This window comes from Crenobacter cavernae, assembly GCF_003355495.1.
GTDB classification, from domain to species: Bacteria; Pseudomonadota; Gammaproteobacteria; order Burkholderiales; family Chromobacteriaceae; genus Crenobacter; species Crenobacter cavernae.
Genome location: NZ_CP031337.1, coordinates 1,574,830 through 1,596,440, shown reverse-complemented (window position 1 = coordinate 1,596,440; position 21,611 = coordinate 1,574,830). Strand labels below are relative to the sequence as shown.

Annotated in this window: 18 protein-coding genes and 1 tRNA gene; 2 read left to right on the top strand and 17 right to left on the bottom strand. The window is 66.6% G+C overall.

The window, feature by feature from the left end; all coding sequences use genetic code 11:
• The first annotated feature begins 81 nt into the window (after positions 1–81).
• A tRNA-Arg gene (locus DWG20_RS07725) sits at positions 82–158 on the top strand.
• Between the two features lie 270 nt (positions 159–428).
• On the opposite strand, the gene DWG20_RS07720 is transcribed toward DWG20_RS07725, so the two are convergent.
• The 5 genes from DWG20_RS07720 to DWG20_RS07705 all read right to left on the bottom strand — a co-directional run bounded on the left by DWG20_RS07720 (position 429) and on the right by DWG20_RS07705 (position 3,615).
• Positions 429–1,115, bottom strand: a complete 687-nt coding sequence (locus tag DWG20_RS07720) for a phiTE_015 family protein (RefSeq protein WP_115433261.1) — start codon at positions 1,113–1,115, stop codon at positions 429–431.
• A gap of 12 nt (positions 1,116–1,127) precedes the next feature.
• Entirely contained in the window at positions 1,128–1,256 is a 129-nt protein-coding gene (locus DWG20_RS16570) for a hypothetical protein (RefSeq protein WP_281269957.1), read from the bottom strand.
• A gap of 84 nt (positions 1,257–1,340) precedes the next feature.
• Complete coding sequence (iscB, locus tag DWG20_RS07715; RefSeq protein ID WP_115433260.1) at positions 1,341–2,675, bottom strand: RNA-guided endonuclease IscB; 1,335 nt, start codon at positions 2,673–2,675, stop codon at positions 1,341–1,343.
• 345 nt (positions 2,676–3,020) lie between these two features.
• Positions 3,021–3,197 carry a DUF4043 family protein gene (locus DWG20_RS07710; RefSeq protein ID WP_115433259.1) on the bottom strand — a complete coding sequence of 59 codons (177 nt, stop codon included), beginning with the start codon at positions 3,195–3,197 and terminating at the stop codon, positions 3,021–3,023.
• Between the two features lie 70 nt (positions 3,198–3,267).
• The gene (locus tag DWG20_RS07705; protein WP_181880995.1) at positions 3,268–3,615 is read right to left on the bottom strand and encodes a hypothetical protein; all 348 of its coding nucleotides are present in this window, start codon (positions 3,613–3,615) and stop codon (positions 3,268–3,270) included.
• A 182-nt stretch (positions 3,616–3,797) separates the two neighbouring features.
• Here DWG20_RS07705 and DWG20_RS07700 point away from each other — a divergent pair, with 182 nt between their 5' ends.
• The gene (locus DWG20_RS07700; RefSeq protein WP_115433258.1) at positions 3,798–4,763 is read left to right on the top strand and encodes a DUF932 domain-containing protein; all 966 of its coding nucleotides are present in this window, start codon (positions 3,798–3,800) and stop codon (positions 4,761–4,763) included.
• 73 nt (positions 4,764–4,836) lie between these two features.
• Here DWG20_RS07700 and DWG20_RS07695 read toward each other — a convergent pair whose 3' ends face one another.
• The 12 genes from DWG20_RS07695 to recC form a co-directional block, all read right to left on the bottom strand.
• Positions 4,837–5,907, bottom strand: coding sequence for a DUF927 domain-containing protein (locus tag DWG20_RS07695; RefSeq protein ID WP_115433257.1), 1,071 nt, complete (start codon positions 5,905–5,907; stop codon positions 4,837–4,839).
• Between the two features lie 15 nt (positions 5,908–5,922).
• The gene (locus tag DWG20_RS07690; protein WP_115433256.1) at positions 5,923–7,110 is read right to left on the bottom strand and encodes a protein rep; all 1,188 of its coding nucleotides are present in this window, start codon (positions 7,108–7,110) and stop codon (positions 5,923–5,925) included.
• 189 nt (positions 7,111–7,299) lie between these two features.
• Positions 7,300–7,677, bottom strand: coding sequence for a helix-turn-helix domain-containing protein (locus tag DWG20_RS07685; protein WP_115433255.1), 378 nt, complete (start codon positions 7,675–7,677; stop codon positions 7,300–7,302).
• A gap of 12 nt (positions 7,678–7,689) precedes the next feature.
• A complete protein-coding gene (locus tag DWG20_RS07680; protein ID WP_115433254.1) occupies positions 7,690–7,926 on the bottom strand; it encodes a helix-turn-helix transcriptional regulator in 237 nt (78 codons plus the stop codon).
• A 99-nt stretch (positions 7,927–8,025) separates the two neighbouring features.
• On the bottom strand, positions 8,026–8,784 hold the full coding sequence (locus DWG20_RS07675) for a hypothetical protein (RefSeq protein WP_147289931.1): 759 nt from the start codon (positions 8,782–8,784) through the stop codon (positions 8,026–8,028).
• Between the two features lie 107 nt (positions 8,785–8,891).
• A complete protein-coding gene (locus tag DWG20_RS07670; RefSeq protein WP_115433252.1) occupies positions 8,892–10,433 on the bottom strand; it encodes a tyrosine-type recombinase/integrase in 1,542 nt (513 codons plus the stop codon).
• A 588-nt stretch (positions 10,434–11,021) separates the two neighbouring features.
• Complete coding sequence (locus tag DWG20_RS07665; RefSeq protein ID WP_115433251.1) at positions 11,022–11,249, bottom strand: hypothetical protein; 228 nt, start codon at positions 11,247–11,249, stop codon at positions 11,022–11,024.
• 321 nt (positions 11,250–11,570) lie between these two features.
• On the bottom strand, positions 11,571–12,449 hold the full coding sequence (locus DWG20_RS07660) for an NUDIX hydrolase (RefSeq protein WP_115433250.1): 879 nt from the start codon (positions 12,447–12,449) through the stop codon (positions 11,571–11,573).
• Between the two features lie 91 nt (positions 12,450–12,540).
• Positions 12,541–14,244 (bottom strand): exodeoxyribonuclease V subunit alpha, encoded by a 1,704-nt coding sequence (recD, locus tag DWG20_RS07655; protein ID WP_115433249.1) that lies wholly within the window; start codon positions 14,242–14,244, stop codon positions 12,541–12,543.
• Between the two features lies 1 nt (position 14,245).
• Positions 14,246–14,719: a hypothetical protein gene (locus tag DWG20_RS07650; protein ID WP_115433248.1), complete on the bottom strand. Its 474-nt coding sequence runs from the start codon at positions 14,717–14,719 to the stop codon at positions 14,246–14,248.
• Positions 14,712–18,332: an exodeoxyribonuclease V subunit beta gene (gene recB / locus DWG20_RS07645; protein ID WP_115433247.1), complete on the bottom strand. Its 3,621-nt coding sequence runs from the start codon at positions 18,330–18,332 to the stop codon at positions 14,712–14,714. Before recB ends, DWG20_RS07650 begins: the two co-directional genes overlap by 8 nt.
• A complete protein-coding gene (gene recC, locus DWG20_RS07640) occupies positions 18,329–21,547 on the bottom strand; it encodes an exodeoxyribonuclease V subunit gamma (protein ID WP_115433246.1) in 3,219 nt (1,072 codons plus the stop codon). The genes recB and recC overlap by 4 nt, the downstream gene beginning before the upstream one ends.
• Between the last annotated feature and the right edge of the window lie 64 nt (positions 21,548–21,611).

Sequence of the window (21,611 nt, the reverse complement as noted above, 5' to 3'; positions counted from 1 at the left end):
CGGAAACGGGGCAGGCAAGGCAAAAGCCGCACGCTGGACGCGGTCATGCAAATTAGCGTATGATCTTTCCCGTTCTATCGCGCATCCGTAGCTCAGTTGGATAGAGTGTCAGTTTCCGAAACTGAAGGTCACAGGTTCGATCCCTGTCGGGTGCGCCAACAAATTCAAGGGCTTGCGTACATGAACGCAAGCCCTTTTCCGTCTCAGGGCCTCACGCCCCGACACACGCCCCGACAAGACCGGAAATTGATCGTTTACCAGACGGCCTTAAGGTGGGCCTTTGCTCTCGCCCGCCCCCTCACTGGATCTGGTTCGAATCAATGAAGCGCACCTCTCTCTGAGCACCTCGTAGCCGGCGGAGTGTCCCGCCGGCCGGTTAGCGCCAGTTATGCCAAAAAGTTCTATGGCGCCGGCTATTTCACGCGGCTCTACTCGGCCGGCGGCTGCATGGCGATGTTGCTCGCTTCACGCTTTGCGGCCGCCTGCTCGCGCGCCACCTCGGCCAATCTCGCCTCGGCCGCTACGCGCGCGGCGTGCTCGCGCCGCCAGTCGGCGTACTTCACCTGACGCGGCGCGGGCGTGATGGAGTCGGCAATCTGCTCGGCCATGCGCCGGTCCGCTTCCCGTCCTTCCACCGTCTTGTACTTCGCCAGCGCACCGGCGAGCGCGTAGGCCGTCAGTGCGATCCCGGCGACCGGCGGTTCGCCGGCGACGCCGTGCGTAGCCGCGATGAAGCGCAGCGCGTTGTCGGCGGCGGCGATCAGCGCGGCGTCGGGCTCGACCACCGGCGCCTCGAACGGCAGCCGCGTCGCATGCGGCAACGGCTCGCCTTCGATCGCGGCCCACACCTGGTCCAGCACCGCCTGTGGCGCGTCCAGTGCGCCGAGCACCTGGTACAGCTCGCAGACCAGCGTCTCGAAGTCCGGCACGGTCGGCGGCTCGACCTCGTCGCTGCGCCGGTCAGCCAGCGTGGCGAGCGCGGCGGCCCACGCGCACCATGCGTCGTGGACGGCGTTGTCCAGATAACCGCCGAGCGCGCACCGGTCGAGCCCATGCAACCCCATATGCTCGTTCGCCCATGCCTCGAACGCGTCGCGCCTTTTCTGTTCGCTCAAAGTGTCTCCAAATCATTCACCGGTTCGGCTTCTTCGCTGGCGCCGCGCCTCGGCGTCGGATAGATAGGGCAGCAGCACGGCGGCGTGCTCGCGCAGCAGCTTGATGTTGCTCGGCATCGGCACCGAGGTATCGAACATCATCAGTCTGCGCGTGAAACCCCGCCATTCATGGCGGGGAGGTAGAGCGCCGACGCCCCAGGCGTCGAGGCGGTGGCCGTTGCCTGCTCACGCATTCCTTTCTCGAACGGCCGGTTGATGACAGTAGCCATAGCCGTCGGCCCGCTGGATCAGCGAGCAGTGGCGGTGGCTGATGTCTTGAACAACGCCTGCTGGGGTCTGGATGTTGAAGCTGCCTCTGCTTCTGACGGCGACCCGGCCCACATGGGTGCCGACATTCTTGCCGCTCGGCACGATGGCTCGCACCCGATCGCCAGTCTGGAAACCGAAGTGGCGTTTCTGCCGGGTCAGGTAGCCGCGCGGGAAGCCGTACTTGTCCAGTAGGGTGCGCTGGTAGCTACCGCGCCCACAGGCTTTTATCGCCAGTACCGGGCGCTGCCACCGGCCGACAGCATCGACCTGGCCGACACACAACGCATCGAGGCAGTGCGTCTTGGGAATGTGGTGAAGGTGGCGGTTGTACTTGGTCCGGCCGCCGCTGCTGGCTTCGACCGGCAGGCCAGTGGCGGCCAAGACCCGGTACAAGGCGCGGCGCGTGCTGTTCACTGCGGCGGCGTCGCGCAACGGGGCCGTGGCCTGCACCAGAATCCTGGCCAGCCGCTGCGGGGCGTGGGCCAGAAAGTCGCGCACGTCGCGCTTGCCCTTTTTCTCGTTGCATTGCCGACAGGCCAGCGTCAGGTTGCTGACGCGATTGCTGCCGCCCTTGGCCTTGGGCTGGATGTGCTCGACTTGCAGCGGTACGTTGCCCGTGCCGCAGTAGGCGCACTGCCTGCCCCACTTCTCCAGCAGGTACTCGCGCACCTCATAGCCCAGCAACGCGCCCTGCTGATACTCGACCCCGGAGATTTCCGGGTTGAGCAGCTGCTGCATGTCAAAGCGCACCGACTCCATGCTCAAGGCAGTGACCGGCGCGAGCCGGCGCAGCCGCGTCACCCACGCCTGCGCGGTAGCGACGCGATGGCGTAGCGAAGGTGCCAGCCAGCCTTTCGGCCTGGTGCGGTTGAGGAAGCGCGCGGCGCGGTAGCGCAGCTGACTGCGGCGCCGCCGGCGAAAGGCGGCCCGCTGGGTCAGTGCGTCGCGGATGCTGGCACCGCGCTGCTGCAACTCCGCCAGCAGCAGCGGGTGCGCTTCGCGCCGCACCTCGCCAGTCTCGACATCGACCGTTTCCACTTCGCGCACCAGCGCCAGTCCGGTGATGCGACTACCGGGATCGAGCTTGAGCCGCAGCGGTTGCACTGCGCCGTCGATCCGGTGTTTCAGCCGGATGGTGAACGGCATCTGCCGATGTACCACGGCACGACCGCGCTCCAGAAGCAGCCTGGCTCGCTTTTCGCTGCACGGCATCAGCGGCTTGCCCTGCTTGTTGAGTACCAAAACCGCCATGGCGATTTCTCCTGTGGTTGCCCTTACGGGCCTGGTAACGGGTTCCGAAGAACCGCTCCCCTCGGGAATGTCTGCAACCGGCTCCCGCTGTCGCGGCGGACAGAACCTTCGGCGCTTTCCCTTTCGCCAGCATGATCCCGTCCTTCCAGGGTTCGGGACTGAGGAAGCATCCCGAAGTGGGTCTCAACGACCTGTTGCAAACGTAGCGGCGTGAACCGCTCTCCCTGGTCAACCCAGCTCGACTTTCAGCAAGCTCCGGCCTGAAGGCCGGGGTAGTTGACTATACAAGAGGGGCGGAATTGCATATTTGCGCCTCTCATTCCTTCAGGCCGGGGTAGTTGACAATCAGATAACAGCCGCCAGCGACGCCTTGCTGGTCGCCGCGCCGCCGTACAGGATGTGGTCGGAATCCGGCGCTTCGAGCGCGTTGCCGGCGTGGCCGCTCCAGTCGGTCGGCAGAATGTAGTTGCTGTTGACGCCGCGCGCGCCGGACAGGTAGGCGAAGCGCACCTGTTCCGTCAAATTCCACTATTGAACACGCGCCTCTCAGAGCAAGGTCAACATGCCCTCTTGATGTCTAGGTCACGGAAAGTCACTGCCTTAGCCGGCTTGGCTGGTTAATATTAGTTAGGGCCTTTGGCGTCATACAGGTGCTTTGCGATCTGCCTACTGCCTGGGTGGTAAACCAACGCCACCAGCTATTTCTGAGTATCTTGCGTAGTTCGACTGCGATGCGTTCCTGGGCAGGCGTCAGCGTGGTTTGCAGCCGATGCGCCGTGTGAGAACGGTCTTCAACGGCGTCGCGGCTCTTCCACTTGAGAATGGTGGAAATGCTGACGTTGAAGCGTGCCGTCAGTTCGGCCAAGGTGCCAGTCGCGTGGCGGATTTCCTCGCGGATGGCCGGCGTCGTTCGAGCTTGTTTGTGTAATTTGACGATCATCGTTTTTGCTGTTGTAGGGCTTGCAGAAGCAAGCCCATACCTTCCCGGGCGATGGCCAGTTTCCAAAGGCGTTTACTTATATGATTGTCCGGGATGTGACGTCGGCGACCGCATCAACGATCATCACTTGAGCCTGGCCGAGAAGCGTGCAGCTCGCGCCAAACAGGGAAAGGAATAAGACCATGACGACCGCACAAGCCTGGACGGCCAGAGACCCTGCTGAAGCGTTTTTCCCGGTCGAGCTGCGGCAGCTTTACATGCCAGCCAAGAATGCGCTGAATGATTACCAGCAGCTCAAAAGGCACTTCGCCGTGGTCGACGTGGAGCGGCAGAACCCCTTTGCCGTGGTGACCGATGACTACAAGCTTGTCACCAACAAGACGGCCTTCGACATGGCGGCTAAGGTGATGAAGAAGGTGTTCCTCACCACGGAGATCGGCGACATGGAGTGCTTGAACATCACCATGCCCAAGACCCGGTCGTTCTGCCATATCGATTTGATCCACAAGACAGCGGAATTCTCGCCCTGGGAGAAGGATAAGTGGACCGCATTCCTGCGCATCAGCAACAGCTACAACCGCACCCGGCTGCTGCGCTTCGAGTTGGGCTTCTGCCGCTGGATATGCTTGAACGGCATCATCTTTGGTAGCAAGAGTATCGAATTCAGCTACGCACACACCCGGCGCGGCATGGACCGGGTTGATCGGTTCGTGCAGAACATCGGCGACATCCGCAAGCTGGAAACGGCACTGACCGAGAAGCTGCACCAGCTCAAGCGCTACCACGTGCCAGAGAAGGAGATGCTGCCACTGCTTTGCCGCGTCTTTGACATCAAGACGACCAAAGATGTGGTCAAGAAGCAAAGGCGCGTTGACGAGCTGCTGGCGCTGCGCGAGCAGGCCAAGAGCCTGACCCAGGCGTACTTCTCGGAGATGGGACACCACGGTTATGCCGCGCTGAACGTCCTGACGGGCTACGCGTCGCGCCCAGCGGGGGTGATCGCGCCGGAGGCCAGCATGCATGGCCTGCAGCAGAAGGCGGGCAGCTGGATGGACGACTTCATTTCGGCCATCAAGAGCCCTGATTTTTCGTTCGACAGCTACCTGGCCGACTACCGCCAAACGGCTGAGGTGATTGAGTCCCTATGATCAAGTCGGTCAACAACTACCCGGTCTCGCAGCTCTTCGACATCGAAGCGGACGTGGTCTACGCGATCCCTCGTTACCAGCGCGAATACACCTGGAGCAAGAACCAGTGGGAAACGCTGTTTGATGAGCGGCTGAAACCGTGCAGGGCGAGGAAGACCTCCGCCTGGTCAACGATGGCGCGGTCTTCGTGCTTGCCGGTGCCGTTGCGCTGCAGCCATTCGCGCATCAGGGCGTGGATCGCCTCGCGCGCCTCGCCTTCCGCCCATCCGGTGATGCCGGCGCGCGTCGCCAACTCCAGCGCCAGCGCCACCACGGCGAAGCGGGTCACGACGCGGGCGGCCTGCCCGCTCGACGGTGGCAGATCGGCGCACCATGCCCCGGTGTGCTCCCGGATCAGGTCGGCCAGCTCCTCCCGGCGCGGGGCGACGTACTCGACGAATGCCCGCCCCGCCGTACCGTAGTGCTCGCCGCATAGGCGCTTGAGGTCGTCTGCCAGCGCCTTGGCGGACGGGTAGCCGTGCAGCGTCTCGAATACGCCGTAGTCCCGGCCGGCGTCGGCGGCGATGCTGGGCAAGCGCACGCTTTGCCCTACCTTGATGCGGCGGCCACCCTCTTTCAGCAGCTCGCCGACCGGGTGCTCGCCGGTCGAGAACGCCAGCACGCGCCAGCGCGCCTGTTCGCGGTTGCCGCCGTCCTTGGCCCCCTGCATCTTGCCGGTGCCGTTGAACAGCCGGTAGGCCAATAAGCTGACGGCGTCCGGGCTGCCCTGTCCCGCCTCGTCCAGAAACATCAGGCAGTCATTGCGCGCGGCGGCGGCGTTCGCCAGCCCCAGCGCGGTAGCGTCCCAGGCAAGTTTGGTTTGCTCGTGATGGCCCCACACCGATGCGCCAGCCGCGCCACGTGGTCGCGCCAGCCGTCGAGCGTGCCGCGCGGCGCGTAGGCGTTCGCGTCCTTGATGTCGCCCCGGTAGAAAATCGGCTCGCTCGGTGTGCCCAGGATGTCGCCGCTCGGCAGGATGTACGCGCCATGCGTCCAGCAGCCCGCGCGCGGTGACGTGGTGCATCGCGTCGCTGCCTTCCTCTTGCAGGTGGTACTTGGCGAGCTTGTCCTGAAGGCCGCGCTGGGTGGTTGCCGCCAGTCCCATGTCGCGCAGCAGCGCCTAGCCTTCGCGCTCGCCGGCCAGGCGCAGCGGGAACGCCAGCCGGCGACGGGTGCCGCTGCCCCGACAGGCCCTGGCAATGGCCCTCACGCCGTCTAGGAACGCCTCCAGCGCGTCCGGGTGCGTCTCGGCCACATTGAGCAAGGCAGCCTCGCTGTGCGTGTCCACGACGGCCTTCCAGTCGTCGCTAGTGAGCTGCGCCAGGACAATATCCGCGTCGTCCTCTTGAGTAGCCACTTCCTCGTCGGTCAGATCCTCGACCGCCAGCAGCGCCTTAAGGCCGTTCGACCAGTAGAGTTGGCGCTGACCGCTAAACGCGTCGGCGTAGACCAGGAACAGGCGGCGGAACTTGTCGTCGCCGGTCTCGCGGTAGGCGCGCAGGAAGTCGAACGGCGTCAGCGAGCCTCTACGGCCCTTCTTGCTGTGTCCTTTCGTGACCTCGTCCTCGAAACCCCAGTGCGAATCCAACCCGCCCTTGGCTACGTAATCGGCCGCCCTGCTGCCGTCGTCAACCCGGCAGCCGTGCTCATCGCTCGGACGCTCCAACCCCGCTTTCAGGCAAGCGCGCTGCCAGATCGGCGCGAAGGACTGCGCGACCTCGTGCGGCGTCTTGGACTTGTCCAGGAACAGCAGGACGTGGAAGTGCGGGTGAAAGCCGTTCTGACCGTAGGTGACTTCGAGCGCGCGCACCGTCCCCATCAAACCGATCGCCTTACGCATCGCCTTGCCGGCCCGACTGGTGGAGCAGTAGCGCCACGCCTGGCGCATCTGATCGAGCATCACGTTCAGATCGTCGCCCATGCCGTGCGGCACGGTCAGCGTCAGCAGCAGCACCTGCCAGCCTCTGGCCTTCGCCGTCGCCATCGCCGCCTGCAGCTCGGCCTTACGACGTTCGGCAATCTTGGCGGAGCACACCGGGCACAGCCAGGGCATGGCACAGACCTGGAGGCCGGCGTAGAACGCCTTGGCATGCTCGGTCGAGCGCATCAGCTCAAGCTGGCGGTTCGGCAGCTTCCAGCGCAGACACTTGGCCGTGCGAGAACGCGGCATCCAGCGCGCCACCAGCGCCTTGAGTGCGTAGCGTTCGGCGCGGGATTCCTGCGGGCTGACGTAGAGGCGGAAGCCGGTGCCGTGCCGTTCGAGAGCGAGCGTTTCGCCGCTGTCGTCGGGCAGTTTGGCCCAGACCACAGGGTGGTGATTTGCGGGAGCGGCCTCAGTTTCCGCGTATATAACCAAGGCTTCGCGGCGGACGGTTTGCGGCTCGATTCTTGCCATGGTGACAATCCTCCAAGCATGAGGGTGGCCGCGACCGGTTGTTCACCGTTCGTGGTCACGTCCTCACGCCTCGCTCAAATTGTCGGGGAGAGGGTTAGCGGTCTAGCCGGGCGGGCAGCGCGCGACCGCCTGGTCGCTCATGAGCGTGCCGTTCTTGCCGTAATCGAGTGCCGACCATGCCGGCGTGCCGAGCGTGTAGCGCGCTACTTTGCGGCGCACGCGATCCCGGAATACGACTTCGGCCAGGAGGGTGGTGATGATGTTGAAGCCCATGGCGCGCAGCTCATGGATGCGCGCGGCGGCCTCGGGAATGGCGCGATCGGCGGTCAGTTCGAGGCTCAGCACCGAGCCGCGCTCGCGCAGGATGGCGAGCACCTCGGCGCATTGTCCGGTCACGATCGGCGGCGTGGCGGTGCTCTGATTCGCGCTGATGTGAGCGCTCGTTTCCGCTTCGGCGGGGCGGGCGTTTTTCTTTTCCATCGCTCGTCCCCTTTAGGCCTCGTGGCGGGTGGCAATGATGCGCGACTCGATCCAGGCGTTCAGCTCGGACTCGAGCCAGCCGACCGCCGACGCCCCCGCGCCCAAGCTGATCGGCTTGGGGAATGTGGCGTCGTAGCGCGGCGACTTGGGATTGATGCGGTCGTAGATGGTGGTGCGGGAAAGCCCGGTGCGGGCTTCGACCTGCTTGCGGCGCAGAATCGCCAGGGCGGTTTTGAGTTGCTCGGCCATCGTCTGTCCCCTTTAGGAGGGTTGGGAATCGATGACCGCATGATGCGTTGTGGAGGAAACGGGTCGTTATGTAGATAACGACGATTTTTACGGTGTTATCTACACCCCTCTTGTCATGGACTTGACCTCCTGCATCCCAAAACCGTCCCGGTCGTAGTCTTGAGGGACGATGTCGAGTGCTTTGGCTAGGTCAGCAATCAGATCATGACGAGGCGAGGTTGGCCCGAACAGATGGTGCCGGTGGGCCTCAACCATTTGGCGGCAGAACTTGATCAGCCGTGCCTTCTCAATGTCCTTCTGCCTAGCAACGATAGGGGAGGCCAACGAGGCAAGATCGATGTAGGCGATGATGTCGGCAAGGCGAGCCATCGTTCCGTCGAGGGTCATTTTTGATAAGCCGTCGGCCAGGTTCAGGTAGTAGTTTTTTACCTTGTCATCATCGATCGTCGGTGCTGCTGCCTCTATCCAGATCGCTGCATCTCGAAATTTCCCGGTGCTGAAGTACTCGGAGCGGTCGAGCTTTTGGGACAAGCGCCAGGCAAGGTTTTTAACTTCGTTCAGATGATCTTTTCTGTCGTTCTTGGTATGCCCCATCGGTTCGTATTGCTGGGCTCTACGAATGGCGTTCCAGTAGGTAAGCAGGGGATGGCCGCCATCAAGTAGCTGTCTGGCTGCGACCTGTGCTGCAGTCGCTGGAATGCCATCAGGAAAGGCGGTACTGGCTTTGCTCAGTAGTTCATCGACCTTTTCCCAAAACTGTTCAAGGGCAGCCTCGGTCAGAAGAGTCTTGAGCGTGGGGTGCGGGTTCCGGCGACATTCATGCACCAGTATTTCTGGCGCCCATGAAGGAAAGTTCATTTGTACTTGCGCTCCCTCGCGCATCTCTGAAATGGATTGCCGCGCCAGGCGGGCAGGGATTCCCGCTTTTCGATTGGCCGATCTAGGCGCGGCAAAGCTGGTGTAAATCAGGCGCGACGCATCCGCACCACGTTATCAACCTCGATCAGCGGCAGCTCGCCGGCTTCGCACATGTCCAACGCCACACCCAGCAGGTCGAGTGCCTTGCAACGTTGCTCCCAATGACTATGGCGGGCGTAGCGTCCAGTCGTCTTGGCATCGGGCTGGGCATGGGCCAGCACGCGACCCACCATATCGCGCTCGATGCCCAGCTCCTCCAGGCGCGTGGCAACGGTGCGGCGCAGGTCGTACAGCGTCCACTTGCCACCAGGAAGGTTATAGAGGTCGTAGTCCTTACGGGACCGCCGGCACACCATGCGCTTTGCCAGACGAGCAGCGAAGGCTTCGTCTGACTCGTCTGCCGCGCGGTAAAACTGGCGGCTGCTGATGTCGTTGCCGACGTTAGTGCGCAGGATGTGGTCGTTCTCTTTACGCGGAGCCGGAAACACGAAATCCCCCGTCCGGATCGCCCGCATTTCCTCGAGCTGGCGCACCGCAAAGGAGGACAAGTGGATGTGGTGCATCTTGCGCTTCTTCATGCTGCCGGCCGGAATAATCATTAAGCGCCGGTCCAGGTCGATCCATTGCCAGCGCAGGCGTACTGCCTCGCTCGAGCGAATGCCGGTGGCGAGCATCAGCCGCATCAGGTGTGTTCCGGTGATGGCTTGGGTGGCCTTGGGCAGGCGGTCGTTGAACAGCGTCACCAGTTCGGCAAACGGCAAGGCGCGGCCGGCGAGCGAGTCTTCCAGGTCGGAGCCGACCGCTTCGTCCCCGCGGGCGTTCAGATACTGCTGAATGTCGAAGTTTTCGGGGAGCTGGTCGGCCCTAACGGTGCGCTGCTTCTTGGGAATGGTCAGGCGAGTCAGTGGGTGGTCGTCGGCCACATGCTGACGTTCCACACCCCACGCGATTACCTGCTTCAGCAACGCAAGCACGCGCCGCGCCGTGACTTCCTTCCCTTTGCGCACCATCCTGTCGTAGTGCAGCAGCATAGGTTGCTTGTCAGCGTGGTGCACCTTATGCGCACCGATCACCGGGGAGACATGGCAACGCCAGTGAGATCGGCGCACCGCCCGCCAGTGCGGTTCCAGCGTCGCGCCGTGGTTGGCATCCCATAACTCGTACAGCCCGTCCATCGTCATGGCCTCGCCTTCACGGCGTTCGGCCTCTTTCTGTTTCACTAAGGCGCGTTGCCGCTCGGCCAACTCTTGCTCTTGGCGCTCCCTCTCCTGTTCCTCTTGCTGGATCGGATCAATGCCGGCCTTCACGAGGGCTCTCAGCCGGTCGCGCTCGGTGCGAATCTCAGCTAGTCCCTTGCTACCCGGCACTTTGTCGCGGCGGTCATCGTGCGTCCAGACGCCACAGGATTTTTCCCGGCGACGCACGCCGTCGCGGTACTGATAGGTAAACCGCACGGTGACGGTTTCCCCGTCCTTGGCAACGCCGACGATACCCACCAGCCCGCCGCCATCACGCAGCACCTCGCCCTTATCGCGTGGCTTTAGTGTTGCCAGCTTCTTGATCGTCAGCTTTGACTCAGCCCTTGCCATCTCTCACGCCCCGACACACGCCCCGACAAAACCGGAAAGCTTGGATAGGAAAACATAGGACATGATAGGACAACACAACGTCGTAAAGCTAGGCATAGCAAAGGCTTTAGAGATTGATGCGGGGCAACATGGGAACGCTTTGGATGCGCGAATTCCGGTTTCCGAAACTGAATGTCACAGGTTCGATCCCTGTCGGGTGCGCCAGCTTCCCTCCCCTCCCCGATTTTCCTCCGGCAAGGCCCGATTCTTTCACGCGCGTCCCGTCACATTCCGATACAAAAAGCCGTCGCCGGCTTGCGTGGCCGAATCGCCGCGCCAGAGTCCCTGAAAACGGGCTCGATTCGGTCAGGAGCTCCAATTGAATGGCGGCGAAAACAGCGGGAGATATGGCATCTTGCGCGCACCGGATATTCAGAACGGCTGTTATTGAGGCCGCGGCCCGAACGCCTTCTGCAAAGGGATGCGCCGGCCGGCGTCAATATCGAGAAACTCGGCGGCGCATTGCCGACCGAGCATGGTCTGATGGCGATCCGGGCGACCGCTCCGCATCACGTAGGACCCGCTCCCCGTTGCGGGGAACGGCGAGACTCACGCGGGCGGCGGGCCGGCCTGCGGCCAAGGCCCGATCACCTCGACGCACTCGCTCTGCTTGAGCCTCAGGTCGATCACCCGGTGGATCTCGGCGCGCACGCGACCCTGGTACAGCGCCAGCATCAGGTGTGCGGCCCGGCGCGCCTCTGAGACGCCCGGATGCAGCGGGCCGGCGTCGTCCACGCCGAACACGGGCGAGATCAACTTCACACGGTACATGGACATGGTAGTGGCTCCGCGACGACGGGGTCTCTATGCGTGTTACGACGTTTTGCGCGCCGCGGCCAGCGGCAATGTTCGGCTTGCCCGAGGATTGTGACGCGCCGGCATGCGCGCGGCCATCATGGCAAACACTCGTTTTAACCCGAAACGGGCCGAAAAAAAGCAGACCGCGTGGGCGGTCTGCTGGGAGGGATGAAGAGCAGTGACTATCCGGGACTGCGTCGGGAAGCCGGGCCGGGGAGGCGCCGACAGGACCAGTCTAGCGACGCGGCGCGGGCCGGCCTTGACCCAGGTCAAACCGGGGCAACTCGGATGAAATGGCGCTCAGAGCGCGTGGACGGCGGCGTCGACCGGGTGGCGCACCGCGGCGAGCGCCGCGTCGACGCGCGCGGTCTCGCCCCCCCAGTAGCCGAGCCGCACCAGACAGTCGCTCGCGACGAGCGCGGCGTCGATCATGAAGCGCTCGGCGACGAGCAGGTCTTCGACCTCGTGCAAGGGCAGCAGCACGTGCTCGGCGACCTCGCCGTCCTGGTTCGCCGGGCGTTCGCCGTCGGCCAACCACACGTCGTAGGCGTACAGCCACTCGCGGTGCACGCCGCGCTGCACCGGCCGCTCGGCGAGCAAGAGGCTCGCCGGCGCGAGCCCGGTCAAGGAGCCTGCGCTCATGCCGGCCTCTTCCCAGCCCTCGCGCAACAGCGCCTGCTGCAGGCTCTCGCCGGCGGCGACGCCGCCGCCCATCAGGTTGTCCATGCGGTTCGGCTCGACCGCCTTGTGCGGGCTGCGTCGCGCGATCCACATCCTCACTTCGCCGCTGGCGAGCCGCGTCAGGCCGTTCAGATGCACCGCGCGGCTCGTGAGCCCGAGCGGGCGGAACGCCGCGCGTTCGAGTTCGAACAGCGGCGTGCCGTCGGCGCCGAAGGCGGTGAAGCGCTCGTTGCGCCAGCCGTTCAGCCAGCCGATGGCCTGCCAGCGCTCGGCGGCGGCGTTCAGTTCGCGGGTTAGTTGGGCGGCGTCGCCCGCGATGCGACAGGCGATCGAACCGCCCTTTTCTTCGAACAGCGCGGACTCGTGGCCGAGCAGGCGCTCGCGCCAGACAGCGTTGACACAACCGAGCTTCTGGCCGGCGACGATCAACGGGGTGAAGGCGCTGCGGTCGATATGGGTGGCACGACCGAGCACGGCGATAACTTCTTCAACAAGCATGGCGACTCCATGACTGCTGCCGGAAAGTTGGCCATCTTACGCGTTTTTTGCCGCAGTGCGACAAGAAACTCATGCCATTCGCAAACCCCGTTCAGCCGTCCGCCTGCGCGGCCAGCTGATCGGCCAGTCCGCTCGCGCGCGACGCGCCACAAGCCAACGCCGAAGCCAGTTGGGCCGGCGTCGCGGCGAGCGCGAAACGGCGGCGCGCGCGCGTGATCGCGGTATAGACGAGCGCGCGCGACGCCGAGCCCTCGCCGAGCAGCGCGAGCCACACCTCGTCGAATTCCGAACCCTGGCTCTTGTGCACCGTCATCGCGAACACCGTCTCGTGCGCCGGCAGGCGCCCCGGCGCGAGCGCGCGAAAGCCGCCGTCGGGCTCGGGGAACAGCACGCGCCGCACCGGGCCGTTCTCGGACAAGGTCTCGACCAGGATGCCGACGTCGCCGTTGAACAGGCCGACCGCGTAGTCGTTGACGGTGACCATCACCGCGCGGCCCGGATACCAGTCGGCACCTACCGTCTTCAGCCCCGCGGCTTCCAGCCTCGCCTCGAACGCCCGGTTCATGTTTTCCACCGCGCGGCGTTCGCTGCAAAGCAGCATGTGGCGCGAGAACGCCGCGAACAGCGCGTCGGGCGCAGCGCCCTTTTTCACCAGCTCGAAATAGCCGGCGCGCGCGGCGAACAAGGCGGCGACGAGGCCGTCGGGCGCGAAAAGCCACGCGGCGTCGGGCTCGGCCGGGTCGTCGAGCAGCGCTTCGGCGTCCGCGGCGTCGCCGGCGTTGACCGCGCGCGCGAGCCGGCCGATCGCGCTTTTCGCGTCGAAGCGGTGGCTTTCGGTCAGCCGCACCACGCAGTCGGGCAGCACCGCGGCGCCGCTCTCGGGCGGTGCCGCGCAACCCGCCTCGGCCAACCATGACACCGTGTCCGGCCGCCACGCCTCGCCGACGGCGAGGTCGGCGAGCACGCTGCCGGCCTCGACCGATGCGAGCTGGTCCGGGTCGCCGAGCACGATCAGCCGCGCGCTCGAAGGCAGCGCGTCGGCGACGCGCGCCATCATCGAGAGGTCCACCATCGATCCCTCGTCGACGACCAGCACGTCGAGCGGCAAGGGCGCGCCCTTGTGGTGGCGCGCGCGTGCGGCGCCGGGCGCGAGGCCCAAGAGCCGGTGCAAGGTCTGCGCGCGCTCGGGCAGCAATGCCTTCACCGCTGCCGACACCGGCAGCGCGTCGCGCGCGGCGCGCACCGATTCGGACAGCCGCGCCGCCGCCTTGCCGGTCGGCGCCGCCATCGCGATCACCGGCGGGCGCCCGCTGGTCGCGGCGATCAGCGCCAGCAGCCGCACGACGGTCGTCGTCTTGCCGGTGCCGGGGCCGCCGGCGATCAGCAGGAAACGCTGCCGCAACGCCAGCGCGGCGGCCAGCCGCTGGCGCGATCCGGCATCGGCGCCGAACAGCGCGTCGAGCTGCCCCCGCGCCTCCGCCGCGTCGACCGGCAGCGCCTCGCGCGCGAGCCGCGCCAGCGTCGCCGCCAGCCGGTGCTCGTCGTACCAGTGGCGCGCGAAATAGAGCCGGCGCTGCGCGTCGACGATCAGCGGCGCGTAGCCGCCGGCCCGGCCGACGATGGACGTGCCGGCGAGCGAGCGCGCCTCCGCGCCCGACAGCGGCAGGCAGACGTGGCCGGCGCCGTTCGCGTTGATCAGGCGCCCGACCAGCCTTTCGACCTCACAGGGCAGCGCTGGGTCCAGCCTCTTGAACAGCGCCGTAAGCTGCGGCGCGCGCGCGTCGTCGTGCGGCATCTCAGCCCCCCAGCCTGGCGGCCAGCGCGCGGCACAAGATTTCAAGAACCTTGATGCGCGCGTGGTACTTGTTGTTCGCTTCGATCAGGTGCCACGGCGCCTTGTCGGTGCCGGTGCACCCCTCGACGCGCTCTACCAGCACGCGACCGTACCCGCTCCTGTCGAACAGCGTGATGCCGCCACGCCCCGGCACGTGGCGCCAGAAGTGCCACAGCCAAGGCTGAGCCTTTTCCTCGTCGTCAGGCGCGTCGAAGGCGACGGTGCGGATCAGCCGCGGATCGAGCCACTCGTTGACCAGGTTCATCGTCTCGCCACGGCCGGCGCCGTCGAAGCCGTGGATCAGGATGAGAAGCGGAAAGTCGCCGCGTTCCTTCAGCTCGTACTGTGCGTCGAGCAAGGCCTCGCGCAACTTCGGCGCCTCGCGCAGGAAGGTTTCCTTGGCTATCGCGTGCCCGATCTCGGCCGATTCAAACATTTCTCCCTCCCAACCACGCGTCGAGCGCGCGGATCAGGCGCGCGCTCGGCCTGTCGCGCCAGACGCCGTTGCCGGTCCCGTCGATGCCGCGCAGGAACAGGTAGCGCACCTCGGGCAGGCTGGCGTCGAAAGACAGCCCACGCGACGTCAGATAACGCACCAGCGCGACGCTGTAGAACAGGTATTGCAGATAATAGTGCTCGCGCGCGATCGCCTCGGCCAACCTTGAAGGCGCGTAGCAGGCGTCGCTTGCGCCCAGATGATTCGACTTGTAGTCGATCAGGTAGAAGCGCCCGCCCGCCTCGACGACGAGGTCGATGAAGCCCTTGAGGAAACCGGTTACCGCCGGAAAAGCGAGCGTCGCGGCCGCGCGGCGCAAGGGCTCGGCGAGGCCGTTTTCCGGGTCGGCGAGGATGGCCTTGAGCCGAGGCAGCGACAGTTTCTCGATCGGCAGCGTGAATTCGAGCTCGATCAGCCGCTTCTTCGGCGGCACCTCGGCCAATGTGATATCGGGATCGAGCGGCGCGGCGAGCGTGCGCGCGACCATGTCGAGCGCGGCGTCCTGCCAGCGTTCGTTAAAGCCGGCGCGCGCGAGTTCCTCGAGCACCGTCTTTCGATGCTCGCAGGGCGGGTGCGTGAAGTCGATGCGCTCGAATACGCCGTGCAGGCACACGCCGGCGCGCGCGCCGCGCGGGAAGGCGAAGCGGTCGAGGGCGGGCGCGGCGGGGATGAGCTCCTCCGCTACCGGTTCGACGGCGATCGGCTCGGCCGACGTCGATGCGCTCTGGCCGGCGTCGTGGTCGGGCCGCTCAGCGACCGGCATGGCCGGCGTGTCGGCGCCCGTATCGCTGCGGTGCGCGAGCGCGGTGAAGCTCGTCACGCGCCACGGCGTGTAGACCGCGCGCTTGAGCGTCCGCGGCGCAGGCCGATGGCGGATCTCGTCGCGCGGCGCGAGCCGCACCGGCCATTCGGACTGCGGCACGAAAGCCTCGTCGGGCGCGCATCGCGCGACGTGCTCGGCCAAGGCTTGTTGCACCGCAGCCGGCTTGAACGCGTCGTCGGGAATATCGGCCAGACCGGTCGCGCGGCCCGCGTGCAACAGCCACGACAGCGCCGCCGTCTCCATGCCCGACACCGGCCCCCACGCGAGGTACTGGCGGTATTGCGCGCGCGTCAGCGCGACGTACAGCAGGCGCAGCTTCTCCGATAGCGTCTCGGCAAGCGCCGCCTCGCGCGCGGCCTGGCTTGCCGGGTGGCCGGCGGCCGGCGTCAGCCGCGCGACGCCGTCGCACTGGTGGCGCCAGAACGCGGTGCCCTTGCGTTCGAGCTGGCCGTCCCACAGGAAGGGGCAGAACACGACCGGGTACTGCAGCCCCTTAGCCGTGTGGACGGTGACGATCTTGACGAGCTCGGCGTCGCTCTCGAGCCGCATCAGCGCCTCTTCGCCGAACGGCGGATCGGCCAGCCGCGCCTCGAACCACGCCATCAACGGGGCGATGCCCGACAGGCTGTCGCTCTCCTGCTGGATCAGCTCGGCCAACTGGCCGAGGTTGGTCAGCCTGCGCTCGCCGTCGGGCAAGGGCAAGAGCCGCTCGGCGACCTTTTCGCGCGCGCAGAAGCGCCGCCACAGCGCGATGAAGCCGCGTTCGCGCCAAAGAATATGATCGTCGGCAAACGCGGCAAGCCTGCCCTCCCACGCCGACTCGTCGTCGAGCAAGGCGGCGATGCCGGCTGCGGTGAGACCTGCGAGTTCGGTCGCGAGCGCCTCCTTCAGCCGCCCCTCGTGCCCAGGCTCGGCCCACGCGCGCATCAGCGCGGCGACCTCGCGCGCCTCGCGGCTCTGGAACACGCTCTGCTGGCTCAGCGACACCGCCTGGACGCCGCGCTCGGCCAAGGCGTCGCGCACCGCGTCGCCCTGGCGGTGCGTGGCGACCAGCACCGCGATGTCGCCGCCGGCGAGCCCCGCGCCGGTTTCCTTAAGTACCAGTTCGCCGGCGCGCCCGGCGGCCATCAGGCGCACGATCTCGTCGGCCGTCATCGCCGCCGCCTGCTGCTGCGCACCTTCTTTCGGCTGCGCCTTGCCGCCTTCGCGCGAGGGCAGCGAGAACCAGCGCCACGGCGCGCCGTCGTCGCCTATCAGACCGGTAGTGTCGCCGTCGCGCGCGTCTACCGGCCGGTAGTCGATGCCGGGCAAGACGAAGGGCGCGGCGCGCGCGAAGAGTTTATTGACGGTGTCGACCAGCCTCGAATCCGAGCGGTAGTTGGTAGACAGCGTGTAGTGGCGGCTCGCGCGCGCTCGTGCCGCGAGGTAGGCGAAGATGTCGGCGCCGCGGAAGCTGTAGATCGCCTGCTTCGGGTCGCCTACGAGAAAGACTGTGCGGTCCTTGTCGATGAAGCCCTTCGCGAAGATCGCGTACTGCACCGGGTCGGTGTCCTGGAATTCGTCGATCAGCGCGACCCGCCAGGTGCGCGCCATGTGCGCGGCGAGCAAGGGGCCCCGGTCCGGGTCTTCGAGCGCGGCGGCAAGGTCGGTGAGCAAATCGTCGAAGCTGCGTTCGCGCGCCTTCTGCCGTTCGGCGACCAGCGCATCGTCGAGCCACGAAATCATTCGAAGTTTCAGCGCCGCACGCTTGGCGGCGACCGCTACGAGCCATTCGTCCTCGGCGGCGAGCCAGTCGCCGATAGCGCAGAACAGGCGGTGCGACGGCGCCGGCTGCCCGGCCAGGGTTTTGGCCGCCAGGACTTCCGGCGACAGGCGCTCTACGTCTTCGCGCGACTTGCCGGAAAGATCGGGTAGCGTTCCGGCCGAAATCAGCGACGTGAGCAGCGTGGCAACGCGCTCGCACACTTTCGCCGTGTAGCTCCTGCGATTCAGCGCCTTGCTGGTCCGCATCAACTCCAGACCCTGCGCGACAGTCTCGTCGCCGAGCGCCAGCACCGCTTGCCACGCGGCTTCGCGCGCCTGCCTCGCACGGGCGAGGTCGGCATCAGGCGGCGCGTCGGCCACCAGATAGGGCTTGCCGACGAAGGCGCGTACCTCGGCCAACCACGCGTCGGGCGTATCGCCCTCGCCCGCCAAGAGCGCGGCGACCTCGGCGTCGCCGACCAGCTCGCGGCGCCAGAAGTCGGCGGCGAGCGAGGCTAGGCGTTCGCCGTCGTCGCTGACAAGCGTCGCCGAGAAAGGCTGGCCCGACTCGAACGCGGCGTCGGTCAGCACGCGCTGGCAGAAGCCGTGGATGGTGTAGACGCTGGCCGTGTCGAAACCGGTCAGCGCGGTCGCGATGCGCAGTCTCGCGCGTTCGCGCGCGTCCTGTGCCGCGTGCTGTGCGAGCAGCGACGCGAGAAAGCCGTCTTCGGTCTCGCCGTCTTCGAACGCCTTGAGTGCCTCGGCCAACCTTTCACGCAGCCGACCGCGCAGCTCGGCGGTCGCCGCTTTCGTATAGGTGACGACGAGGATCTCGTCGATACGGGGCGGGGCGGCGTCGGGCTCGGCCTCGAGCAAGAGCCGCAGATACAGCGCGGCGATGGTCCAGGTCTTGCCGGTGCCGGCGCTCGCCTCGATCAGGTTCACGCCGTTAAGCGGGCACGTCAGCGGATTGAGTTTTGCGCTCATGGCTCGCTTCCCTGAAGGCACTGCATCAGCGGCAGCAACAACGCGTCGGCCAGCTGCACGAAGTCGGGGTCGGCGAGCGGGTCTATCGCGCGGAAGGCCAGCGCGACCTCGGCCTCCTCGCTCTGCGGCTGGCCGCCGTCGGCGACGAAGGCCGGCGCCCACTTGGCGCGCGCCGCGGCGAAGGCCTTCGCCAGGTCGTCCGGACTCTTTGCGCGCGCCTCGGCAAACGCCCAGCTGGTGCGCGGGAAGAACGGCAAGGGCGCGACGAGGCCGCGATTGAAGTGCGCGAGCCAGGCGGCCAGGTGCGCACGTGCGGCGTCTTGAGAGACGGGCGCGAAGTCGAACAGGCCGTCGGCCGCGTACCAGCGGCTGATAGGCTCGATCCCGTCGGGGCGCGCCGCGCACAGCGCCAGATGCTCGAGCCACCAGCCGATGCGCTCGGCGGTGAAGCTCGCGCGCGCCAAGACGCCGATGCGGCCGGCACTGCGCAAGCCTGCCAGTTCTCCTGCCAATGTCTGGACTCCGGTCTCGCAGGGGAAATCGATGCTGAACGGCTGTGGCGGCAGTACCGGCTCGGCCAACGTTGATGGCAGCCGCGCGGCGAATTCGAGGCTGTCGTCGCGCTCGCGGTTCAGCCACGCGTCGCCGAGCGCGCCATCTGGCAACAGCCCGGCGCCGGCGAGGCGCGAGGCGACCGGCGCGTTCGGCCTGCGCTCCAGGTAGGCCGTCAGCCACGCGTCGCGCACCGCCTCGCGCGCGCGATTGCCGAGGCCGAACGGTTCGGCCTCGGGCAGCGCCTCGTCGTGTTTCAGCGGCCGGATGCCGAGGCGTTCGGCCAGCCAGAAGCGCGCTGGGTGGCGCCAGAAGCGGGCAAGCGTTTCGAGCCGCACTAAGCTTGGTTTGGTTATCGGCAACGGCGAAGCGAACGGCGCGGCGTCGCGTGCGGGGGCGGCGAGCGCGGCGGCGTAGCTCGGCTCGAAGCTCGCGCGCGGGTCCGTTGCATCGTCGGGATAGGCGTCGGGCGAGAACGGCTGCAGCGGGTGGGACACAGTGAGCTTTTCGCGCGCGGCGCCAGCGGTCATCGCGTCGAAGGTGTCGAACAACTCGGCGATCAAGGGCGACGGCGGCAAGGGCTCGTTGCTCCGCGCCGAGCGGCCGACGTAGGACAGGTACAGCGTGTCGCGCGCCGACAGCAGCGCCTCGAGGAACAGGTAGCGGTCGTCGAAGCGGCGCGAACGGTCACCGCGTGCCGGATGGCGCGCGATCAGGTCGAAGCTGACCGGCCGCTCGTCACGCGGGTAGGCGCCGTCGTTCATGCCGATCAGGCAGATCACGCGGAACGGCAGACTGCGCATCGGCACCATCGCGCAGAAGGTGATGGAGCCTGCCAGAAAGCCGCTGCTCGACGTCTCGGCCAACCTTCTGGCCAGCCAGTCGCGCAGCACCGCCTGGCCGACGCGCGCGTCGAAGTCGGCGAGTGCGGAATCCTCTACCAGCTCGGCCGCCGCATCGCGCCACAGCTGCAGCGCGGCGTCTTCGGCGGCGTCGTCGGGCTCGAACAGCGCGTCGGCGAGCGCCGACATGCGCGTCGCCCATTCCGCCGGCGTCGCCGGCGTCTGCCAGGTGTCGGCCAGGCCCATCAGCGCGTCCAGCGCCGAAGCAAAGCGCGACAGCGTCGCGAACAGCTGGCCGTCGGCGCCGGCGGCCGGCAACAGGCCGGCGAAGCAAGGATCGATATCCCTTCCGGCGAGCCCGTCGGGCAGCACGCTGCCGAGCAAGAGGCGATCGAGCCCCCAGCGCCAGGTGAAGCGCGGCCCGGCCGGCACGCCGCACGATTGTTTATGAGCCGCGTCGCGGCCCCAGCGGATGCCGGCGCGGCGCACCCAGTCGCGGATCAGCGGCAGGTCACCCTCGGCCAGATCGAAGCGCCGCATCAGCGCCGGGCAGTCGAACAGCGCGAGGACGGCTTCAGATTCGAAGCGCGAGTCGAAAAGCGCGACGAGCTCGGCCAAGGTGGTCACCAGCGGATGCTCGCGCAGCCGCTGGCGGTCGGCGAGCGTGTACGGCAGCGACGGCGCGTCGTCGCGGCGCGCGAACACCGCGTCGATATACGGCGCGTAGGCGTTGATGTCTGGGGTCAGTACGGCGACGTCGGCCGGCGTCAGCGTCGCATCTAACGCGAACATCGAAAGCAGGCGGTCCTTCAGCACCTCGAGTTCGCGCATCGGGCCATGCGTGATATGGAGTTCTACCGAGCGGTCATGGCCTGCGATCGGCGCTATCGCGTCGCCGGGCGGCGTGAGGGTCAACAGATCCTGTTGCAGCCGGGACAGCAGCGTGTCGCCTTCCGGGGGAGAGAACACGTCGGTCAGTTCGTTGGCGCATTCGGCGAGCAACAGGTCGAAGAAGTCGCGCCCCTGCTTGCCGAGCGACGCGAGCAAAGGATGACCGGCGTCGTACGTGTCATCGTCGTGGAACAGCGCGAGCTGGCCACGCGCGTCGACGATGTCGCCCCACGCCTCGGCGCACGGGCTCAGCGCGAAGAAGCACACGTCGGTGAGCTCGGCCAAGCTTTTGACCAGCGCGAGGTACATCGGCGCGAGGCTGGCGATGCCGAACAGCACGACGCGCTCGGGCAGGTGTTCGCGCTTCAATCCGGAAAACAGCGCGTCGAGCATGCCGATCCGGTTGACACCCGGCGTCTCGGCGGCGAGCCGCCGCCACAGCGCCGCCTGCCACGCTTCGTCGCAGGACAGGCCGAGCAAGCGCCCCTCCTCCCACGCGCGCAGCCACTGCGGGCGGAACACCAGGTACTGGTCGAAGATGTCGGCGACCTTGCCGGCCAGTTCGAACGCGGCGCGTTCGCCGCCGGCGAGATACGTCAGGATCGGCGCGAATTCGTCGCCTTGTAGATGCGGCCACAACTGCATCAGCCGCCACTGCATCGCCTCCGGGGAGAACGGCGACTTGGAAGGCAGTTCGGGCAGCACCTCGCGCATCAGCCGCCACGCGTAGGCGGCCGGCAGCGCGAAGTCGATATTCGCGGCCACGCCGTTCTCGCGCGCGAGCGTCTGCGTCAGCCAGCGGCCCATGCCGCGGCTCTGCACGATCACCGTCTCGGGCTCGAACGGGTCGTGCAGCGGCACCGCGCGCGTCAGCCGCGCGAAGAAGGCGCCGAGTTGCTCGAGCCGGTTGGATTGGTACAGGTAAAGCATCTGTCGTGCGCGCCCTCTTGTCACCCGGGCCAGTTTATCATCGACCCCGATACCCGAACGGAGT